20 protein-coding genes are annotated in these 20,600 nt (G+C 49.9%); all 20 read right to left on the bottom strand.

Going from position 1 to position 20,600, the window contains the following annotated elements; translation table 11 throughout:
- Positions 1–20 precede the first annotated feature (20 nt).
- Complete coding sequence (gene nusA, locus B212_RS0109725) at positions 21–1,118, bottom strand: transcription termination factor NusA (protein WP_019910452.1); 1,098 nt, start codon at positions 1,116–1,118, stop codon at positions 21–23.
- Between the two features lie 26 nt (positions 1,119–1,144).
- Positions 1,145–1,612: a ribosome maturation factor RimP gene (gene rimP / locus B212_RS0109720; protein ID WP_019910451.1), complete on the bottom strand. Its 468-nt coding sequence runs from the start codon at positions 1,610–1,612 to the stop codon at positions 1,145–1,147.
- 176 nt (positions 1,613–1,788) lie between these two features.
- The gene (locus tag B212_RS0109715; RefSeq protein ID WP_019910449.1) at positions 1,789–6,114 is read right to left on the bottom strand and encodes a PolC-type DNA polymerase III; all 4,326 of its coding nucleotides are present in this window, start codon (positions 6,112–6,114) and stop codon (positions 1,789–1,791) included.
- A 220-nt stretch (positions 6,115–6,334) separates the two neighbouring features.
- Entirely contained in the window at positions 6,335–7,783 is a 1,449-nt protein-coding gene (gene proS, locus B212_RS0109710) for a proline--tRNA ligase (protein WP_019910448.1), read from the bottom strand.
- A gap of 50 nt (positions 7,784–7,833) precedes the next feature.
- Positions 7,834–9,108, bottom strand: a complete 1,275-nt coding sequence (gene rseP, locus B212_RS0109705; protein ID WP_019910447.1) for an RIP metalloprotease RseP — start codon at positions 9,106–9,108, stop codon at positions 7,834–7,836.
- Between the two features lie 145 nt (positions 9,109–9,253).
- Positions 9,254–10,393, bottom strand: a complete 1,140-nt coding sequence (locus tag B212_RS0109700; RefSeq protein ID WP_019910446.1) for a 1-deoxy-D-xylulose-5-phosphate reductoisomerase — start codon at positions 10,391–10,393, stop codon at positions 9,254–9,256.
- A gap of 21 nt (positions 10,394–10,414) precedes the next feature.
- A complete protein-coding gene (locus tag B212_RS0109695) occupies positions 10,415–11,218 on the bottom strand; it encodes a phosphatidate cytidylyltransferase (protein ID WP_019910445.1) in 804 nt (267 codons plus the stop codon).
- 21 nt (positions 11,219–11,239) lie between these two features.
- Positions 11,240–12,007: an isoprenyl transferase gene (locus B212_RS0109690; protein ID WP_019910444.1), complete on the bottom strand. Its 768-nt coding sequence runs from the start codon at positions 12,005–12,007 to the stop codon at positions 11,240–11,242.
- Between the two features lie 78 nt (positions 12,008–12,085).
- Entirely contained in the window at positions 12,086–12,640 is a 555-nt protein-coding gene (gene frr, locus B212_RS0109685; RefSeq protein WP_019910443.1) for a ribosome recycling factor, read from the bottom strand.
- Entirely contained in the window at positions 12,640–13,368 is a 729-nt protein-coding gene (pyrH, locus tag B212_RS0109680; RefSeq protein ID WP_019910441.1) for a UMP kinase, read from the bottom strand. The genes frr and pyrH overlap by 1 nt, the downstream gene beginning before the upstream one ends.
- A gap of 104 nt (positions 13,369–13,472) precedes the next feature.
- On the bottom strand, positions 13,473–14,123 hold the full coding sequence (gene tsf / locus B212_RS0109675) for a translation elongation factor Ts (RefSeq protein WP_019910440.1): 651 nt from the start codon (positions 14,121–14,123) through the stop codon (positions 13,473–13,475).
- A 134-nt stretch (positions 14,124–14,257) separates the two neighbouring features.
- Complete coding sequence (gene rpsB, locus B212_RS0109670; protein WP_019910439.1) at positions 14,258–14,959, bottom strand: 30S ribosomal protein S2; 702 nt, start codon at positions 14,957–14,959, stop codon at positions 14,258–14,260.
- A gap of 200 nt (positions 14,960–15,159) precedes the next feature.
- Positions 15,160–15,807, bottom strand: coding sequence for a hypothetical protein (locus B212_RS0109665; protein ID WP_019910438.1), 648 nt, complete (start codon positions 15,805–15,807; stop codon positions 15,160–15,162).
- Positions 15,804–16,361 (bottom strand): hypothetical protein, encoded by a 558-nt coding sequence (locus tag B212_RS0109660; protein ID WP_019910437.1) that lies wholly within the window; start codon positions 16,359–16,361, stop codon positions 15,804–15,806. The genes B212_RS0109665 and B212_RS0109660 overlap by 4 nt, the downstream gene beginning before the upstream one ends.
- 40 nt (positions 16,362–16,401) lie before the next feature.
- Entirely contained in the window at positions 16,402–16,713 is a 312-nt protein-coding gene (locus tag B212_RS0109655) for a hypothetical protein (protein WP_019910436.1), read from the bottom strand.
- Positions 16,714–16,803: 90 nt separating this feature from the next.
- The gene (locus B212_RS0109650; protein ID WP_019910435.1) at positions 16,804–18,207 is read right to left on the bottom strand and encodes a DUF342 domain-containing protein; all 1,404 of its coding nucleotides are present in this window, start codon (positions 18,205–18,207) and stop codon (positions 16,804–16,806) included.
- Between the two features lie 30 nt (positions 18,208–18,237).
- Positions 18,238–19,026 carry a FliA/WhiG family RNA polymerase sigma factor gene (locus tag B212_RS0109645; RefSeq protein WP_019910434.1) on the bottom strand — a complete coding sequence of 263 codons (789 nt, stop codon included), beginning with the start codon at positions 19,024–19,026 and terminating at the stop codon, positions 18,238–18,240.
- A gap of 75 nt (positions 19,027–19,101) precedes the next feature.
- Positions 19,102–19,512 carry a hypothetical protein gene (locus tag B212_RS0109640; protein ID WP_019910432.1) on the bottom strand — a complete coding sequence of 137 codons (411 nt, stop codon included), beginning with the start codon at positions 19,510–19,512 and terminating at the stop codon, positions 19,102–19,104.
- A 2-nt stretch (positions 19,513–19,514) separates the two neighbouring features.
- Positions 19,515–20,012, bottom strand: a complete 498-nt coding sequence (locus B212_RS0109635) for a chemotaxis protein CheD (RefSeq protein WP_019910431.1) — start codon at positions 20,010–20,012, stop codon at positions 19,515–19,517.
- Complete coding sequence (locus tag B212_RS0109630) at positions 20,005–20,598, bottom strand: chemotaxis protein CheC (protein WP_442950110.1); 594 nt, start codon at positions 20,596–20,598, stop codon at positions 20,005–20,007. Before B212_RS0109630 ends, B212_RS0109635 begins: the two co-directional genes overlap by 8 nt.
- Positions 20,599–20,600 lie beyond the last annotated feature (2 nt).

Below are 20,600 nucleotides of genomic sequence, written 5' to 3'. Positions count from 1 at the left end.
TCTCGAATTGAGCAGGTAAATTAGTCAATGGAGACGGAATCCTGATGCATTTCATCACTGGAGGTTCTTGGTCTGCCGTATTCCTGCTCCGCCTGGCTTTCGCTCTTGATATCAATTTTCCAGCCGGTCAGCTTGGCGGCAAGACGGGCGTTCTGCCCCTTGATGCCGATCGCGAGCGACAATTGATAATCAGGAACAATAACCCGCGCCATTTTCTCCGCTTCAAAGACTTGAACCTCAAGCACCTTGGACGGGCTGAGCGCATTCGCCACATACTCCTGTACTGATTCCGAATAACGGACGATATCAATCTTCTCCCCGCGAAGCTCAGTTACGATAGTCTGAACACGGGTGCCTCTTGGGCCTACGCAGGAGCCGACCGGATCTACTTCATCATTACGCGAGTATACGGCAATCTTGGAACGGAAGCCGGCTTCACGGGCTACAGAACGAATCTCAACCACGCCGTCAAAAATTTCTGGAACCTCCAGTTCGAACAGCCGCTTCAAGAGGCCGGGATGGCTGCGGGACAGCATGATCTGCGGCCCTTTAGTCGTATTCTCAACCTTCGTGATGTAAGCCTTGATGCGCTCGCTTTGCTTGAACTTCTCACCAGGCATAAGCTCGCTCAGGGGCAGAACCGCCTCGATTTTACCAAGGTCAACATAAATGTTGCGCATATCCTGGCGCTGTACCAGGCCGGTAACAATGTCTTCTTCCTTGTCGATAAAGGCGTTATAGATAAGTCCGCGTTCCGCTTCCCGGATACGCTGGGTTACGACCTGCTTGGCCGTCTGGGCGGCTATGCGGCCGAAATCACGCGGCGTCACTTCAAGCTCGGCGATATCCTCAAGCTGGAAATGAGGGTTGATCTCCCGTGCAGCCGGCAGCGAGATTTCAGTCCGGGTATCCAGAACCTCCTCGACAATCAGCTTGCGGGCAAACACCTTGATTACGCCTGTGTTGCGGTTCATGTCCACACGCACGTTCTGCGCAGCATTGAAGTTGCGTTTATAGCTGGAGATCAGCGCAGCTTCAATGGCTTCAAACAGCACATCCTTGCTGATGCCTTTCTCCCTTTCCAGTTCATTCATAGCTTCGATAAAATCCATACTCATGAAATTCCGGTCCCCCTTTCAAGACGTTAAAAAATAATGGCCAATCTCGCGCTGGCGACTTTGGCATAAGGCACAACATGTTCTTTTTTGCCCGCGGAGATGAGCAGTTCCTCGTTCTCGAACGAGAGCAAACGGCCTTCGAATTCTTTGAGTCCTTGAATCGGCTCATAGACCGTCACATATACGTCCTTGCCTACCGCTTTGGCAACATCCGCAGCTTTTTTGAGCGGACGTTCAGCGCCGGGCGAGGAAACCTCAAGAAAATAAGCCTCAGGTATAGGATCATTCTCATCCAGCTTTTGGCTGAAATATTCGCTGATGGCACCACAGTCATCAATATCAATGCCGCCTTCTTTGTCTACGAATATGCGCAAAAACCAATTGGAGCCTTCCTTCACGTATTCAACGTCCACCAGTTCGAAACCATTGTCCTCGAGATAGGGACCGAGCATCTGCTCTACCGTTTGTTTGATTTTGGATTTGGGTGTGCTCAAAAGAAAATAACCTCCACGAACTTGTCTTTTGCTATATACCAAAGATAAAGAGTGGGTTTCCCCACTCTTTACACAACGGACTTATCTCATTATTACCAAAAAAATTATACCATAGTGCGTGTGCACTGACAAGTGCTAGCCCTTGACTACCCTTTAAGGCAGACGATAAAAGACTCTTAAAAGAGGGAGAGCTGGTTGCTCTCCGGAAGACCGCGGAAGCAGCCCATGCCGGTCAGCAGCTCAATAACCGTCTTGCTCGCCTTCGATTTCTGCTGGAAATCCTCAATGGACAGGAACTCTCCGGCGTCCTTGGCGGCGGCAATATTAATGGCAGCATTCTCGCCGATTCCCGCAAGCGAGGAGAACGGAGGAATCAGGCTGGTGCCGTCCACTGTAAACTTGGTGGCATTCGAACGGTACAAGTCAATATTTTTGAAGATAAAGCCGCGTGCGGTCATCTCCAAAGCCATCTCCAGCACCGGGAGCATCGCTTTTTCCTTCGGCAGCGCCTGGAAGCCCTTCTGCTCAATATCTACGATTTGCCGGCCGATAGCCTCATACCCCTTGCAGCACAATTCAATGTCAAAATCCGCCGCTCTGACCGAGAAATACGTCGCATAATATTCAATCGGATGATACAGCTTGAAGTAGGCGGTACGCACTGCAGAAATAACATAAGCGGCCGCATGCGCCTTCGGGAACATGTACTGGATCTTCAGACAGGAATCAATATACCATTGCGGAACCTTGCATTTCTTCATTTCCTCGATCCACTCGTCGGACAAGCCCTTGCCCTTACGCACGCTCTCGGTAATTTTGAAGGCCAGGCCCGCATCCATTCCCGCCTTGTAAATCAGGAAGAGCATGATATCATCACGGCAGCCGATAACCGTTTTGATGTTGCAGGTGTTATTCTTGATCAACTCCTGGGCATTGCCGAGCCATACTCCGGTGCCGTGGGACAATCCCGAAATCTGCAGCAAGTCGGCAAAGTTCGACGGCTTCGACTCCACAAGCATCTGGCGGACAAATTTGGTCCCCATTTCAGGTACCCCATAGGTTGCCACCGGCGTGCGAATCTGTTCAGGACTGACCCCAAGCGCCTCCGTAGAACTGAACATGCTCATGACCTTAGGATCATTCATGGGAATGGTCGTCGGATCAATTCCGGTCAAATCCTGAAGCATACGCATCATTGTCGGATCATCGTGCCCCAGAATATCGAGCTTCAGCAGATTGGCATCGAAGGCGTGATAATCAAAGTGGGTTGTTTTCCATTCTGCGGTAACATCATCAGCAGGGTACTGCACCGGTGTGATATCCTCAATCTCCATATAATCCGGCAAAACAACGATACCGCCGGGATGCTGCCCCGTGCTCCGCTTAACCCCTGTGCAGCCTGCGGCCAGACGCCCGACCTCTGCCCCGCGCCAGCGCTTCTGATGATGCTCCTCATATTTCTTCGTGAAGCCAAAGGCCGTCTTCTCCGCAACCGTACCGATGGTGCCGGCACGGAATACGTTGTCCGGACCAAACATCGTCTTCGTAAAGTTATGGGCATTCGGCTGGTACTCACCGGAAAAGTTAAGGTCGATATCGGGAACCTTATCTCCTTTGAAGCCAAGGAATGTTTCAAACGGAATATCCTGTCCTTCTCCCTTCAGCTTGCCGCCGCAGTTCGGACATATCTTGTCCGGAAGGTCAAAGCCGCTCGGCACACTGCCGTCGAGGAACCATTCGCTGTGCCTGCATTCCGGATTGATGCAAATATAATGGGCCGGCAGCGGGTTAACCTCGGAGATGCCAAGGAAGGTTGCGACGACTGAGGAGCCTACCGAACCACGGGAGCCTACCAGGTAGCCGTCCTTATTCGATTTTTTAACCAGCCGTTCGGAAATCAGATAGTTGGCAGAGAAGCCGTATTTGATGATTGGCGCCAGCTCTTTTTCCAAGCGGGCGACGACTACCTCCGGCAGCTCTTCGCCATAGATGGATTTTGCCGTATCATAGCAGGTACTGCGGATTTCTTCGTCGGCCCCATCAATGATCGGTGTGAACAGATCGCTTGGGAACAGCGGATAATCCTCGAACCGTTCAGCCAGCGCCACCGTGTTGGTGACAACGACCTCCATCGCTTTTTCTGCGCCAAGGTATTCAAATTCAGCCAGCATCTCATCCGTGGTGCGGAAATGGGCATCCGGCTTCTGCTGGTCCTTCAGCGGGCTGAAGCCGGTAATGCCATGAATCGTAATATCGCGGAACAGCTTGTCCCTCGGTTCAAGATAATGCACATTGCCTGTGGCGATAACCGGCTTGTTCAACTGCTCGCCGATTTCGCATATTTTGCGCACAACTCCTCTCAAATCCTCGGGACTGGCCACAAACCCTTTGTCGACCAAATGCATGTACATCGTCAGCGGCTGGATCTCAAGAACATCGTAAAATTGTGCGACTTCCATTGCTTCTTCCACCGTCTTGTTCAGTACGGTCTCAAAAAACTCACCGCGCTCACACCCGGAAATGACAAGCAGACCGTCTCTGTGCTCTTCAAGCTTGGACTTCGGAATGCACGGCACCCGCTTGTAGTATTCGGTGTGCGACATGGAGATCAGCTTGTACAGATTCTTTTTGCCCACCGGATTAAGCGCATAAATGCCGCAGTGAAACGGACGGGTGTTGGAGAGGTCATTGCCGACATAATCATTCAGCCGGTCCAGCATCGTAATCCCCTTCAGCTTCTCCGCATCAGCCAGCAGACCGTTCAGGATGCCGCCCAGCGCAATAGTATCATCCACCGCACGGTGATGGCTCTCCAGCAGCACTTTATATTTATCTGCAAGAGTATTCAGCCGGTGATTCTTCATGGTCGGGAACAGCAGACGCGCCAGCTCCAAGGTATCCAGCGAAGGGTTGGGCAGAATAGGCCTGCCCAGCTTCGCCAGCGAAGCCTGAATAAAACCCATATCGAATCTGGCATTATGGGCAACCAGGATACTTTCACCGATAAACTCTACGAACTCTTCCAGCACAGGCGCAAGATCAGGCGCATCCTTAACCATCTCATCGGTAATATTGGTTAACTGCTGGATATGGTAAGGAATCTTCTCATGCGGATTCACAAACGTCGTATAACGGTCCAGCTCCTTGCCTTCACACATTTTGATTGCTGCAAGCTCGGTGATGTTGTTGCGCGTAATCGACAGACCGGTGGTCTCGATATCGAACACCACGTAGATAGCTTTCTTCAGCTCCAACGGCTGCGGATTCTCCACTATATTTACCGAATCATTGACCACGTTGGCTTCGACACCATAGAGCATTTTGATTTTGTGCTTATGGGCGGCGTGGTTCGCATCAGGAAAGCTCTGCACTACACCGTGATCGCTGACGGCTATTGCCGGATGCCCCCATTTCGCGGCTGTTTTGACATAAGCATCAATCGGTGTCACCGCATCCATCGTGCTCATCGTCGTGTGCAAATGGAACTCCACTCGTTTAACCGGAGCGGTATCCTTGCGGGCAGGCGGCGCCTGAACCTCAGATAAATCCGATGGAATCATCACCAGCTCGGGAATTTGCATAAAGCGGTCATATTCCACCTTGCCTCGTGCTCTGACCCATTTGCCGTTAGCCAGTTGCCCCATGACCTTCAGATCCTCTTTCGTCTTCGCGAACATCTTCAACTGCAGCGAATCCGTAAAGTCGGTGATACAGAAGGTGAACAGCGTATTGCCGTTGCGCAGCTCCTTGCTCTCAAGGCCAAAAATGGTCCCCTGAATCGTGATTTTCTTCTCTTCATCCTGGATGTTGATGATCGGCACAGCCTGCTCCTTGATTTCATACCCTACCTGGAGCTTTATCACCTCGTTCGGGTCCCCTGCATCCTCAGGCTCTTCCGGCTCACTTGCCATCATCATCATTTCTACCAGCTCACGCTGCTCCTGCTGCAGCTTCTGCTGAAATTCCTCCATGACGTCTGCCTTGCTCTCATCTTCAGCGATTTGCAGCTTGACCTTCAAGGAAAGACCAAAGAATTTATCGTAAAATTTAATAATAGCGCCTTCGATCCCTTTTTTGCGGGCTAATTCAAGTGACATGGAGTCACTCAGGCTCAGCACCAGCGTGCTGTCCTGCAGTTCTTGGCTAGAGCGCGTCAGCCAGCCGTTAACCGACGGAATCTCCCGCTGCACCCACTCCAGAAACAGCCCCCAATATTCCTGAACAAGCTCGGCCCGGCTGATTCTCTCGTCATATAGGAACAAAAAGCTGACTTTGGCAATATGCTGCAGCTTCTCGCGCATTCTGAGCACAAAGGTCCGGTACGTCTGCGCCGGAACCAAACTTTCTTTGGCAATAACAATATGCCAGTCATGATTTCCGCGGCTGATCTCCACTCGTTCAATGTGTCCATCCAAAAAGTAGGGATCAATGATCGCGGGAGGTATTTCTCCCTGCTTCATCAAGAGCTCGAACCGTTTTCTTCTCTCAACGTTATGTTCCATGCTTCCCCCACCTAACATACACAATGATAGAATTGCTATTTATCAGAATCAAAGTATAAACAAGATTGTAAAAAGCTCCCGGGTCAAAAAGCATTGGGTTCTTTCGGCCCGCCGACTCCTCTCACCGGAAGCTAGATTTAAGTACCAGAATCTTAATAACAAGCAGTAACGGCTGCTGCACCTCCATAAAGGCCAGTATCCGCGTCAAACCTGAAGCAAATTAATAGGCCTTGGCAAAAACAACCGTATGCTCAGACGGCTTGCCGCAGCAAATGCAAACCTGCTTGGTCTCTGCCGGGTTAAACGGAATGTTGCGGCTGGTTGCGCCGGTTTCTTCCTTCACCTTCGATTCGCATTCCTCGGAGCCGCACCAGCCTGCCAGCGCAAAGCCGCGTTTCTCCTCCATGGAGGCCTTCATTTCATCCAAAGTGTCAACCGAATAGAAGTGATCCTCACGGAATTTCAGCGCGCGCTCGAACATTTCATTGTGCACTTGCTCCAGCATGGCCTGAACTTCTTCCACCAGGTTCGCCTGCTGGATGACTTTTTTCTCTCCGCTGATACGGGAAACGAGCACACAGACGCCGTTCTCCATATCGCGCGGTCCAAGCTCCAGACGGACAGGTACGCCGCGCATTTCATATTCGTTGAACTTCCAGCCCGGTGTAACATCCGCACGGTCGTCTACACGCACGCGAACGCCGGCGCTCTTGAGTTCCTTAAACAGCTCATCCGTCCGTGCGATGACTGCATCGCGTGTTTTTGGAGGACCAATCGGAATCATAATGACTTGGGTAGGTGCAACCTTTGGCGGCAATGCAAGTCCGCGGTCATCACCATGAACCATAATCATTGAACCGATCAGGCGTGTGCTTGTCCCCCAGGAAGTGGTGTGTACATACTCAAGCACGTTGTCGCGGCTCAAATACTGGATTTCAAAAGCAACCGCAAATTTGGTGCCCAGATAATGCGAGGTTCCCGCTTGTACTGCGCGTCCGTCCTTCATCATGGCCTCAATCGAATACGTGTCTACCGCACCGGCAAAACGCTCCGATGGTGTCTTCTGTCCGGTGATCACCGGAATTGCCAGATAGCCTTCGACAAAATCACGGTAGATTTCCAGCATCTGCATCGTTTCTTCACGTGCTTCCGTCTCGTTCTCATGGGCGGTGTGTCCCTCCTGCCAGAGAAACTCACTCGTACGGATGAACGGCAGCGTGCGTTTCTCCCAGCGGACCACGTTGGCCCACTGATTGATCAGAACCGGCAGATCGCGGTAAGATTGAATCCATTTGGAGTACATATGCCCAATCATCGTTTCCGAGGTCGGACGAATCGCCAGACGTTCTTCCAGCTTATCGCCGCCTGCTTCCGTTACCCAAGGCAGCTCGGGATTGAACCCTTCAATATGATCCTTTTCCTTCTGGAAAAAGCTCTCTGGAATGAACATTGGGAAATATGCGTTCCGGTGCCCGGTATCCTTGAAACGGCGGTTCATTTCCTCCTGAATATGCTCCCAGATCTCAAAGCCGTCCGGCTTGAAAACGATACAGCCCCGGACCGGAGAGTAGTCCATCAAATCCGCTTTCTTGATTACATCAATGTACCAGCGTGAGAAATCCTCGCCCTGCGGCGTGATCTCCGTAACGAACTGCTTATCTTTGGCCATGTAGTGAAACTCCTCCTATAAATAACCCCACAAAATGTTAAACAATACAATCAACCGCTGATCAGACGCAAAATATCGTTGTAGGTAACAGCAATCATGACCAGGAATAGCATCGCGAAGCCGACAAAATGAACCATCCCTTCATGGCTCGGATCAACCGGCTTGCCGCGCAGCGCTTCAATACCGAGGAACACCAGCCGGCTTCCATCAAGAGCGGGTATCGGCAGCAGATTAAAGATACCCAGGTACAAGCTGAGGATTGCCGCCCAATAGGTCAAATACTGAATGCCCTGCTGCGCAATCTGGCCGGTCATTTTCGCCGTGCCCACAGGTCCGGAAATATCATTCATGTTAAAATTATTGATCAGTTTCTTAAAGCCTTGGAATATCGCCTTGGTTGTATCCACCATAGCTACTCCTGATTTCGTGATCGTCTCGCCAAAACCTGCTTTACGCGTAGGCAGCTCTGGAGTGATTCCCACTTTACCGCCTTCTTCGCCTTCCATACTGCGGGGAATCATAGTGACATTATAGGTCTCTTCGCCCCGCTGCAGCGTCCATTTCATCTCTTTGCCTTTGGATGCTGATGTCAGCGAAATCATCTTCTGATAATCGCCGCCAATGGCCACCCCGTTCACCGAAACAACGATGTCGCCCTTCTTAAGCCCTGCTTCCTGTGCCGGCATGTTTGCACTGACATCACCGATCTTAACATAAGTAGGATTTTCAATAGGGATTCCGGCCATTTGCAGATGAAGAGCAAACAGCACAAAGGCCAGCAGGAAATTCATCACCGGTCCGGCAAAAATTGCTACCGCGCGTTGTCCAACGGTTTTACTGCCAAATTGGCGGTCCTTAGGCGCAATCTGCGTCTGCTGAGTTCCTTTGATCATCATGGCTTGCGGGTGGACATCGTATACCGTTACTTCCCCGTCCACATCAAGCCGGATTTTCAGTTCATCCTCAAGGTCAGTATATTGCGCTTCGCCGCGAATCACATTTCTGCGGGTATCGAGCGAATCCAGATAAATATTCTTAACCTTATTATCCTGTCCCAGCCTCACGGCAATGGTTTGTCCAGAACCGATCTCAATAATCTCGGGATCTTCACCAGCCATACGCGCATATCCGCCAAAGGGCAACAGACGCAGCGTGAACTGAGTTTCCCCACGTTTATAAGAAAACAGTTTCGGGCCGAAACCGATAGCAAATTCCCGTACAAGAATACCGGCGCGCTTGGCAAAATAATAATGTCCCCATTCATGCACTGTCACCAGAACAAAGAACATGAACACCGTCAAAAAGACGACTCTTACCATTTCCATGCGTAACATTCCCCCTTTAGGTGTAAGACCGAAGTATGTCCTCTTAATTTATCATTATTCTCCGATCAGGCACAAGAGAATCAACCGTCCCAGCCTATTTTCCAGGATAGAGCAAATATTCCAGTCAAATCACTGTATCCATGGATCAAAGCTTGGCCGCAAGCTCACGGGTCAAACGGTCACACTGCTCTATTTGCTCCAGATTCGGATAAGCAACCAGCTCGTGGCGCTGGAGCACATCCTCAATAATCTCTTCAATCCGCAGGAAAGGAATTTCATGACGCAGAAAACGAGCCACAGCCATTTCGTTGGCAGCATTAAAAGCGGTGGTACTCGTTCCTCCGGCCTTACCGCATTCAATCGCCAGCTTTAGGGCCGGAAAGCGCACATAGTCCATTTCACGGAAGGTCAGCCGCCCGGCTTCAGCCAAAGACAAGCGTTTGGCCGGTGAAGCCCACCGCTGCGGATAAGTAAGCGCATATTGGATGGGAACACGCATGTCAGGGGTGCCAAGCTGGGCTATAATGCTGCTGTCCCGGAACTCCACATAAGAGTGGATAATACTCTCAGGGTGAAGCAGCACATGAATCTGTTCATAAGGCAACCCAAACAGCCAATGGGCTTCAATAACCTCCAGCCCTTTATTGACCATGGTTGCCGAATCTATTGTGATTTTGGCCCCCATGCTCCAGTTTGGGTGTCGAAGCGCATCCTCCACCGTAACATTCTGAAGCTCATCACGGCTGTAATCCCGAAAAGAGCCGCCTGAGGCGGTAAGTGTAATACTGGCAATATCCTCACGGTTCTCACCGTTCAGACATTGAAAAATAGCGGAGTGCTCGCTGTCAACAGGCAGTAGCTGAACTCCCTTGCGCCCCGCAAGCTCTGTCACCAGATGACCGGCTGTAACCAGCGTTTCCTTGTTGGCCAAGCCAATATGCCGTCCCGCTTCAATAGCCGCCAGCGTAGACTGCAGGCCAACGCTGCCCACAACCGCCGTTACAACGGTATGAGCTTCTCCGCCAGCAGCAATCTCAATCAATCCTTCACTGCCGCTGAATAGCTCAACCCCGGCCGGCAGACTCGATTTAATCTCCTCAGCAAGCGCCTTCGTGGATACAGAAACGCGGCGAGGCTTGAACCGCCGAACCTGCTCCAGCAGCAGAGCGGTGTTGCTTCCGGCAGCCAAACCCTCCACTTCAAAGGCTTCCGGGTGCATGGCAATCACGTCAAGCGTCTGTGTGCCAATCGAACCGGTTGAGCCGAGAATACTTATTTTCTTCACAGTAGAACCCTCTTCCTGTCGTTAATAGTAAGGCATAAGCATTACGATATGTACGAAAGGAAATACGATAATCCAGCTATCGCAGCGGTCAAGAATGCCTCCATGACCAGGCAGCAGCGAGCCTGAATCCTTAATGCCGTACACCCGTTTATAGGCAGACTGTACAAGATCTCCAAGCTGACCGAGAACCGCGCAGGAAAGTCCGATAAGCAGCGCACGCCCAAGGGTCAGCAGATCTGGAACAAACAAGGCAAACACAATCGCAATGACAATGGAAATGAGCACCCCGCCAAGGGCTCCCTCCACTGTTTTGTTGGGGCTGATTGCCGGCCACAGCTTATTCTTCCCGATGCCTCTGCCTACAAAATATGCGCCGGCATCACTTCCCCAGATGCAGCACAGCAGAAGAAAGGTCCAGACCAAGCCATGCCCATCGTCTGCTGCGCGGGCAATCGCCATATAGGAAAAACCCATTCCTATGTATACAATTCCAGTGAACATAAGAGCGGTAATTTTAATATCCAGCTTATTCTTGCTAAATACTGTAACTAAGAGAAACAGCAGCAGCAGCAGCCAAATCCCTTGTTCCCATGACAGGACCTGTGAGATGCCAAGCAAATCCCAGGGTATCATAAAACATAATACAGCTAAATAACCAATTATGGCAGTACCGCTAAAGGGTTGTATCCCCATCATTTTCATAAATTCATAATAGCCGATAAGGGCCATGGCGGTAAGCAGCATCTGATACGGCCAGCCACCCCAAAGACACAAACCCAAAAATACCGCCCCGGCAACTATTCCGGTGATCAATCGCTGCTTCAAAGGCTCCCATCTCCCATCAGGCTACTTCAGTCCGCCATATCGCCGTGTGCGGCGCTGATATTCCGCCACAGCCTGCTGCAAATGCGACTTGTCAAACTCCGGCCAATAAGCATCTGTAAACCAGAACTCGCTGTAAGCAATCTGCCACAGCATAAAATTGCTGAGCCGCATCTCCCCGCTGGTACGGATCAGCAGATCCGGATCGGGCAGCCCGGCAGACAACAGCCTGTTATTAATTAGCTCAGAAGTAATCTCATCCGGAGACAGCAACCCAGCCTGAATATCCCGGCCCATATCTCGCATACAATCCTCAATCTCTTTACGCGAACCATAATTGAGTGCAAAATTCAAGACAAGTCCAGTGTTGTGCTTCGTCCGGGCAACTGCTTCTTCCATCGCGTTGCGGGTATGAGCAGGTAAGGCATCGGTATCCCCCATTACGCGGACTTGTACATTTTTTTCGATAAGCTCATCCAGCTCAAGAGCCAGGAACTCCACAGGCAGACGCATCAAGAAATCCACTTCGTCCTTTGGCCGTTTCCAGTTCTCGGTAGAGAAAGCGTACATGGTCAAAAACTCCACTCCCAAATCATTTGCTGCAATTGTGGTGCGTTTGACCGCTTTCATCCCGTTCTGGTGTCCAACAATGCGCGGCAAGCCACGGCGTTTGGCCCAACGGCCATTGCCATCCATAATTACAGCCACATGCCGGGGAATGTTATCCGGTGAAATCTCAACTGGCTGCTGCCTGTCTTTACGGCTCAACCACGCTTGAATCCGTTTGATCATTTCCGTTTCCTCCAAGCTCTTATCAGAAAGAGACAAACCCCACCATAAACGGAGGGGCCTGAAGTCTCTTGAATTTCTTTATACTTCCATGATCTCTTTTTCTTTAGCCAAGAGCACTTTATCAACTTCAGCTATGAACTTATCCGTTGACTTCTGAATGTCTTCCTGGTGCCCATGGGATTCATCTTCCGAAATGCCGTTTTTCTCCATCTTTTTGATGTCATCATTGGCATCACGGCGGATGTTGCGAATCGCCACCTTAGCTTCTTCACCAAATTTCTTGGTGAATTTCACAAGTTCACTGCGGCGCTCTTCAGTAAGCGGCGGGATAGAAAGGCGGATGACAGAACCGTCGTTGGCTGGTGTAATCCCAATATCAGATTTCATAATCGCACGTTCGATGTCGGACATCGAGGTTTTATCCCAAGGCTGGATCAGCAGTGTCCGGGAATCCGGTGTGCTAATGTTAGCCAACTGATTAATAGGGGTAGGCGCACCGTAGTATTCAACTTGGATGCGATCGAGCAGCGACGCAGAAGCGCGTCCTGCACGCAATGTTGCCAGGTCGCGTTTTAGCGATAGAATCGCTTTTTCCATACGCTCTTCGGCATTTTTTTTGACCGATTGTGGCATTAATCTACACTCCCTTTAACAATCGTCCCGATTTTTTCACCCAGAACGACACGTTTGATATTGCCCTGCTCTGTAATGGCAAACACAATGAGCGGTATATTGTTATCCATGCACAGTGAGGAAGCGGTGGAATCCATGACACCAAGGTTTTTGTTCAGCACCTCCATGTAGGTGAGCTGCTCATATTTCTCGGCTGTACTGTCTTTGAAAGGATCGGCGGAATATACTCCATCGACTTTATTTTTCGCCATCAGGATGACCTCTGCCTCAATCTCGGCTGCTCTAAGCGCTGCTGTCGTATCGGTAGAGAAGAACGGATTACCCGTACCTGCGGCAAAAATAACTACACGGCCTTTCTCCAAGTGCCGAATCGCACGGCGGCGAATATAAGGCTCAGCAATCTGCTGCATGGAGATCGAAGTTTGCACCCGTGTCGGCACATCAATTTGCTCAAGTGCGTCTTGCAGAGCAAGGGAGTTCATTACTGTTGCCAGCATTCCCATATAATCGGCTGTCGCCCGGTCGATACCGCTCGCACTGCCTGCGATTCCGCGCCAGATATTGCCCCCGCCGCACACAATAGCAACCTGAACTCCAAGCTCGACAACTTCCTTGATCTGCTCCGCGATGGAAATAATCGTATCGGCATCAATACCATATCCGTTTTGTCCTGCAAGTGATTCACCGCTAACCTTAAGGACTACTCTCTTAAATACCGGCTGTTCCAATTGTATACCCTCACTTTCTTACAAAAGACGGAACACTACGTGTACGTGTTCCGTTCTTTTGATGCTTGCCTTTATTCAATTCTATATGCTGTAAGCAGTATTTATTATTGATTTACTTGCGCCATTACTTCTTCTACGAAGTTGTCAACTTTCTTTTCCAGACCTTCGCCCAGCTCGTAACGGACAAAACGACGGATGGAGATGTTTTCGCCGATTGTGCTGATTTTTTCGTTCAGCAATTGAGAGATTGTCTTATCTTGGTCTTTAACGAAGCTTTGCTCAAGCAGGCAGTTTTCTTCATAGAACTTGCTGATGCGGCCTTCTACCATTTTTTCAACGATTTTCTCAGGCTTGCCTTCGTTCAGCGCTTGAGCTTTCAGGATTTCTTTTTCTTTCTCTACTGCTTCTGCAGGTACTTCTTCACGACGAACATACAGCGGGTTCGCTGCTGCGATCTGCATTGCAATATCACGTGCGAATTCTTTGAAAGCATCAGTTTTGCCTACGAAGTCAGTTTCGCAGTTGATTTCAACGAGTACGCCGATACGTCCGCCAGCGTGGATGTAAGACTCAACAACGCCTTCAGTCGCAATACGGCCAGCTTTGTTGGCTGCTGCAGAAAGGCCTTTCTCACGCAGCAATTCAGCCGCTTTGGTGATATCACCATTAGCTTCTTCCAGCGCTTTTTTGCAATCCAGCATACCTGCGCCTGTTCTTTCACGAAGTTCTTTTACTGCTTTTGCATCTACTGCCATTGTTTATTCCCTCCAGATAATTGTCGTTATGTTGCACGGCTTCAAGCTCATTATCCTAAAAAAAGGGCAGTGAGAGGTTATCCACCTGCCAACCACCCTTTTCATTTAAGTTCTTGTTAAGTTCCGGCTACTGCTTAGGCTGTAGTTGTATCTTCGCCCTGGTGAGCTTCCACAACAGCATCAGCCATTTTTCCAGTCAGCAATTTCACAGCGCGGATAGCGTCGTCATTGCCTGGGATTACGTAGTCGATTTCATCCGGATCACAGTTGGTATCAACGATGGCTACGATAGGAATACCCAATTTGCGAGCTTCCGCAACAGCGATACGCTCTTTACGCGGGTCAATGATGAACAGCGCGCTAGGCAGACCTTTCATGTTCTTGATACCGCCCAGGAATTTTTCAAGACGATCTTTCTCTTTGCGGAGAAGGATAACTTCTTTCTTAGGCAGAACTGCAAAGGTACCGTCTTCTTCCCACAGTTCCAATTTCTTCAGGCGGTCAATACGCTTCTGAATCGTTTGGAAGTTGGTCAGTGTACCCCCGAGCCAACGTTGGTTAATGAAGAACATACCCGAACGTTCAGCTTCTTCTTTTACGGAATCCTGTGCTTGTTTCTTAGTTCCTACGAACAGGATTGTTCCGTTGTCGGCAGCCACACTCTTTACAAAGTTGTAAGCTTCCTCTACCTTTTTAACCGTTTTTTGCAGGTCAATAATGTAAATTCCGTTTCTTTCAGTGAAGATATAACGATCCATCTTTGGATTCCAACGACGAGTCTGATGACCGAAGTGTACCCCAGCTTCGAGAAGCTGTTTCATGGAGATTACTGCCATCTTCACACACCTCCTAGATTTGGTTTATTGTGTGTCTCCTCCGCCGAGTGTCATTTCTCTGCAAGACTTTCTTCAGAAGAAAGCACCCCTTGCAGAAATCAACCGGCGTGTGTTTTAACACCGTCAATTACTATACCATAATAGAATAACGTATGCAACGCTTCGTGTAAATTTCTTCTTTTCCCTGTGCAATGCAAAGTTTATTTCACGGTGATCAGCTTATCAATGACAGAGTTAATGCTCTCGCCCTTTGTAAAAGAATAGCTGCCATACTGAATTCTGGTATTGGCTTTGCGGTCTTTGGCAGTCTGCAGAAACTTCTCCTTGTCCTTAACAACCCCAGCTTCGCTCAAAAGGTCTGCGGTTTCTGTGAGCGTAATACCGTTGGGAATCTTTACAGGTATTGTTCCGGCAGCCGCAGGTTCAGGTGTAGAAGGCGGAAGCACTGGCGAAGCCTTAACCTGAGGTTTGACCGCAGCAGAGGAGACTGGGGAACTTGGGGCTGCCGGCTCCGCAGGTGTTGCAGCAGCAGTCGGCTTAGAAGCTGCCTTAGGGGCTGCTGGAGGGGACGCTTTCGGCGATGCCGAAGGCTGAACAGTGCCGGAAGGAAGAGCGGAAGCAGGATCATCCTTTGCGGCCCCCTGCTTGCCCTGCTCAGCGGCCTGGCCCTCTTCAACCTGCTTGTCCGCCGCTTTATCAGCTACTGTTAAATTAAGCTTGGCCGCTTCCTTGATGAGCTGATCTTTGGACATTGGAGCGGCGCCTGCAGAGATCATCAGTTGAAGCAGCAGAGCACCGATAATCAAGCCGGCACCAAGACCAAACATGAAGGAACGATTCTTGATCATACGGATTCCTCCTGCTTGGCAAGCTGCAGAATCAGTTGCACTTCACCACGCTGAAGCCCAGCCGTCTTAGCAATAGAGTCAATTGACTTCCCTTGCTCATGAAGCTCGAACAGACGCGGATAGCGCAGCTTAATTGAACTAACTGGTTTCGGCTTTGGTTCAGGCAATTCCACAGCCGTTTCCGCAGTAGCTGTCTTTGCGGCAACCGAATCTTTGCTGTAAGCAGCCGATAACTGAAGCAAGCTCTTTTCTTCTGCAGTCAGTCTGGCGTCAAGCATCACCGAGCTTTTTTGCAGCTCAGCCACCTGCGCACGCAAAGCGGCAATCTCTTCCTGCAGTGCTTCCCTGTTATTCTGGGACTGTTGTTTGATGCCGGTGACAAGCTGCAGCATTTTATCATTGTCACGCTCGATATCTGCCATATACAGCTCAAGTGCGGCCTCTGTTTCCTTCAGGCTTTGTTTCTCTGCTGTTTCGTTAGTGCGCGAAGGCAGTCTTAGGGCATAAACGATAGCGACAGCGCCTACCAGCACGATATATACCCATGGTTGCAAGTGTCTTATCTCCTTTTGCTGTTCAATTCATTTACATGCTCTAAAGACTAAGATCAATCCGGTGTCCCTTGTACGGGTGCTCGGCATCATGGCTGGTCTCCGGCTTCTGTTCCTTATGTGAGGAAGCTTGACCTCCCGAATGTTTTCCCCGGCCGCCATCGTCCCGCAGCGCGGATTCAGCGGACTCGTCCACTTCGCTGCTCCGCTGGGCCAGCGCCTCGGCATGTTTGACATTTTGTCCTGCCAACTGCTGCTGATCCAGTGCAGGACGATGCTGCAGACCATTCTGAATTTTCCCTGCTTCCGTTGTCCGGGGCAGAGCAATCTGGAGTTCAACCGGCTTCAGACTCATGATAACCCTCTCCCTGCTAGAATGGAATTACAACCGAGATTTGCTATCCTAACGCCAAGGAATGGCCGGCCGCTGCCGCTGCCCGCCATTTTATACGTAAGGCGTAATCGTTATATCGCCTTCGCTATAAATAAATATAACACGTTCGGTCGGGTCCTTAACGAATCGGGTGTATCTGCCAATTACGATCTTGGAGCCTCCATAGATAGTCTTGATTACCTCAACTCTGGCTCTGCCGGTATCCTCAAGCATTCTCTCAATTTCCAGCACACGTTCTTTAAGCTTCTTTTCTTCACGCATATGAGATTGCTTGGTAGCATTCAGCTTGACGCGAAGAGCCACCTTGTCAGGTGAGAGCTGACCATTGTTCGCGAGCTGATTGAGCAAATATAACGCTTTGTTGGTCTTGTCCTCATTTTCCAGCAGATGGCGAAGCTCCTGACGAAGCTCGTTAATCTCATTTCTCAGCTCGGGAACAACGCCCACCTCTATTGCCGTTGCGGTTGACATCGTATTGCCAATGGTCCGCGCCACCACCCGTTCACCCGCCTGCACAATTCCACCCACGATCAAACCCTTGGCTCCATTGCACAGCACGTCGCGGCCAGCACGAATGTTGGAGTGCATTACACTTTGCGACACAATAACGTCCTCACCGGCAACCACATTTCCATCCTGAATAAAGGAGACCTTTACATTTTTGCCTGCGCTTACAAGTCCTTTGTTGTAACCGATGATTCCGCCGGTAATCTCAATGGAACCTCCGGATATCAGTTCTGCTCCTTCAACGCCGCCAACGACACGGATATCTCCGGCAGACTTGACAGTAAACCCGGTTAGTACGTTGCCGCGAATAACCACTGTGCCAACAAAATCAATATTTCCCGTGCTGTAATCGACATCTCCATTGATTTCGTATACCGGGAATACATTAATCTTGCCTTTGTCGGTTAAAGTAACGAGACCGTCAATCGCCGAATACATGGATGTTTCTTCCTGATCGACAAGCACATTTTTGCCGACTTTGAAGTGCGCCTCCCTCCCCGCTTTGAAGGGAAGCTCCTCGCCAGTAACCATTTTGCCGTTTTTTCCTGGCTCGGCCGGGATGATTTTGGCGATCAATTGCCCTTTTAGAACATTATGAAGGCGAACCAGATCCTTGTAATCGACTTTCCCATCCGCCTTTTCCAAGGGCTTCCGATCCTCTTCCAAGTCAACAGTGAGCATTACTCTGCCGTCGTTTCCGTTCACAGAGGGTTCTCCTATGGCGATAGGTACTCTGCTGAAAAAATACTCCTCTGGATTACTGCTGATGCGTTGAACGATGTCCTGTTGAATACCGTAACGAATCTCGTGACTGTGCAGGAAGCTTTCCAAATCTTCAATTGTACAGGAGAAATTTTCATCCTTCTTAATAAACTGGAGGTAAGCAATCCCCTTATCCTCCGAAAAGCTGATGCTCACATATTGGCTCAATGCATAATGACCAATCAACTTCTGCTCCCCCTTGTCACCGTCGCCCGGTTAATCATTTTGCATGAGAAGATCGCGATTTTTCTCAAGCGTTCCTCTAAGCCGCAAAATGGCTTTCGAATGAAGCTGCGAAATCCGTGAAGGCGACAGTGACATCACCTCGGCGATCTCGCTCAAAGACAAATCTTCATAATATAAAAGGGACACTACTGTCCGTTCTTTCACTGTTAGTTTCTCGATGCCTTTGGTCAGGGTATCGCGCAAATAAAACTCATTTACTTTACGATCCGGATTCTTGGCTTTATCGTCCACCAGTATGGACATACGGGTCTCTGATTCTTCTTCGCGAATAGGATCTTCCAATGAACAGAGAGACATTACCGCTACATCCTGGAGCATATTTTGAAATTCCGACTCCGTAATATTCAGATATTCGCTCATTTCCTCATCACTGACAGATCGTAAATATTTTTGTTCCAACTGCTGATACGCGTCTTCGATCTTTTTAGCTTTTTCCCGCACGGATCTGGGAACCCAGTCGCTTTGCCTTAAAGAATCAAGAATTGCCCCACGGACACGCCAGGAAGCATAGGTCTGGAATTGAAACCCGCGTTTGTAATCGAACTTCTCCATCGCATCAATCAATCCCATTACACCATTGCTGGCCAAATCTTCCTTTGATACATTTTTGGGCAGTCCCACTGCCAAACGGCTGGATACGTAATCAACGATATGGAGGTAACTCTCAATCAGCTTTTTTTTGGCTTCAGGGTTTCCGTGCACTTTCCACTGCTCCCAGAGCTCGTCAGTTTCCGATTGAGTAGCTTTATGCTCGTTCAACGGCTTTCACCCTTCCCAAAGTTTAGTCAGCGGGCATATTGCGGTACAAAATAACCGCTTCGCCACAGGACCCGCTTATTCTTCTTTCAGGTGACGAACGGCCTTGGCCAATTCTTCAGGATCTTTCATAGAAACCAGCTTCGGAGGCTGCAGCGGCACAAATCCACCACTGCCCTCGCCCCCTTCTCCCGGCGTCTGCTTCAGCAGGTTTATTAATTCCTCGTCCTCATCCGGAGTAGTAACATCAAGCTTGGCCCCAATTGCTTCAGTGCTGGGATTCTCCTCAAGGCTCTCCGAAGTCCCGGATTGCTTCATTATAAAGCTAACTACCATTCTCAAGAGGAAGGCGAGCAGAAACCAGACAATAAACCCAAACATCCCCCGAATCAGACTGGTCCCAAGTAAATTATGCCCGTAATTCGTAAGAAAAGTAAATACAAAGCCAATCAATCCGACCAACAGACTCAGCAAAATTTTTCCACTCATCGCTATATTTCCTTAGTGCCTTTTTGCACACTGCGGATATAGAGCACTCCGGTGTTGCAGGCGATTTCTATCGTACGGCCAAAATTGCCGCCTGTATCTTCCGCAATCAGCGGAATTTTCAAAGCCTCCAGAGCAAGCTTGCAGGATTCCACATTTCGAGGCCCGATCCTCATGGTGTCACTCCCCCCGGCAAAAGCAAACATCTGTGAGCCTCCGGCCATTTTGGCCACGATACGGCTCCGGACTGCTCCAAGCGCTAGCAGGCGGGATAAAAGCTCCGGTACGGCGGTATCTGCAAATTTGGCGATATTCATCTGTCCCTCCCGGGCGATGTCTGACGAGGGCAGCATTACGTGCGCCATCCCCGCCAGCTTCATTCCCGGATCGAACATTGTAAGGCCTACGCAGGAGCCAAGACCGGTTGTACGGACAAGACTGTCTTGACTGCCTACGTTGAGATCCGCCATGCCTACTTTTATAATGCTTTGTTCTTCAATCATTATCAAAAGGTACTCCTAAAGATTTGAAGATTTTCGGGAAAGATTCCGGATCGGGAATAAGGAAAAATTGCCCTTCAATTTCATTCTGCCCTTCAAGAAAAGTTGTGTCAATGAGCAAAGCGTCATCTCCCATTTGCCCGAACTGCAGCAGACCATAGCTCAGAATCGCTCCAGCCATATCCATGGCCAGTGCCGGAACTGTAGGATACATTGAAAGAGAAGTAAAGTCCGCAAGCGAAGACAGATAGGAGCCTGCCAAAATATTGCCGATTTCGCTCAGTGCGGAAAGCTCCATCTCCCCCAGTTCGCCCTCGTTCGAAGGCTCGATGCCTGCTACTCTGCTGAGAAGGTTCATCGCCGCTTCCGGTGTAAGAATGAAAAACAGGTTACCCGGAGCCTGGCCTTCAACACGCAGGAACACAGCATACACAAGCTCCTCCGCTCCGCCTACCTTGTCGGTAATTTCTTCAAAGCTTAGCAGTTGCACCTTAGGAACTGCCATATCAATCGGCTTGTTCAGGAGCTGCGATAACGCGGTGGCAGCGTTGCCGGCTCCGATATTTCCCACTTCCTTAAGTACATCCATTT

The sequence above is a fragment of the Paenibacillus sp. HW567 genome, from assembly GCF_000374185.1.
Classification (GTDB): Bacteria; Bacillota; Bacilli; order Paenibacillales; family Paenibacillaceae; genus Paenibacillus_AQ.
The sequence above is the reverse complement of the archived record's forward strand: the minus strand, read 5'-3'. Positions and strand labels throughout refer to the sequence as shown.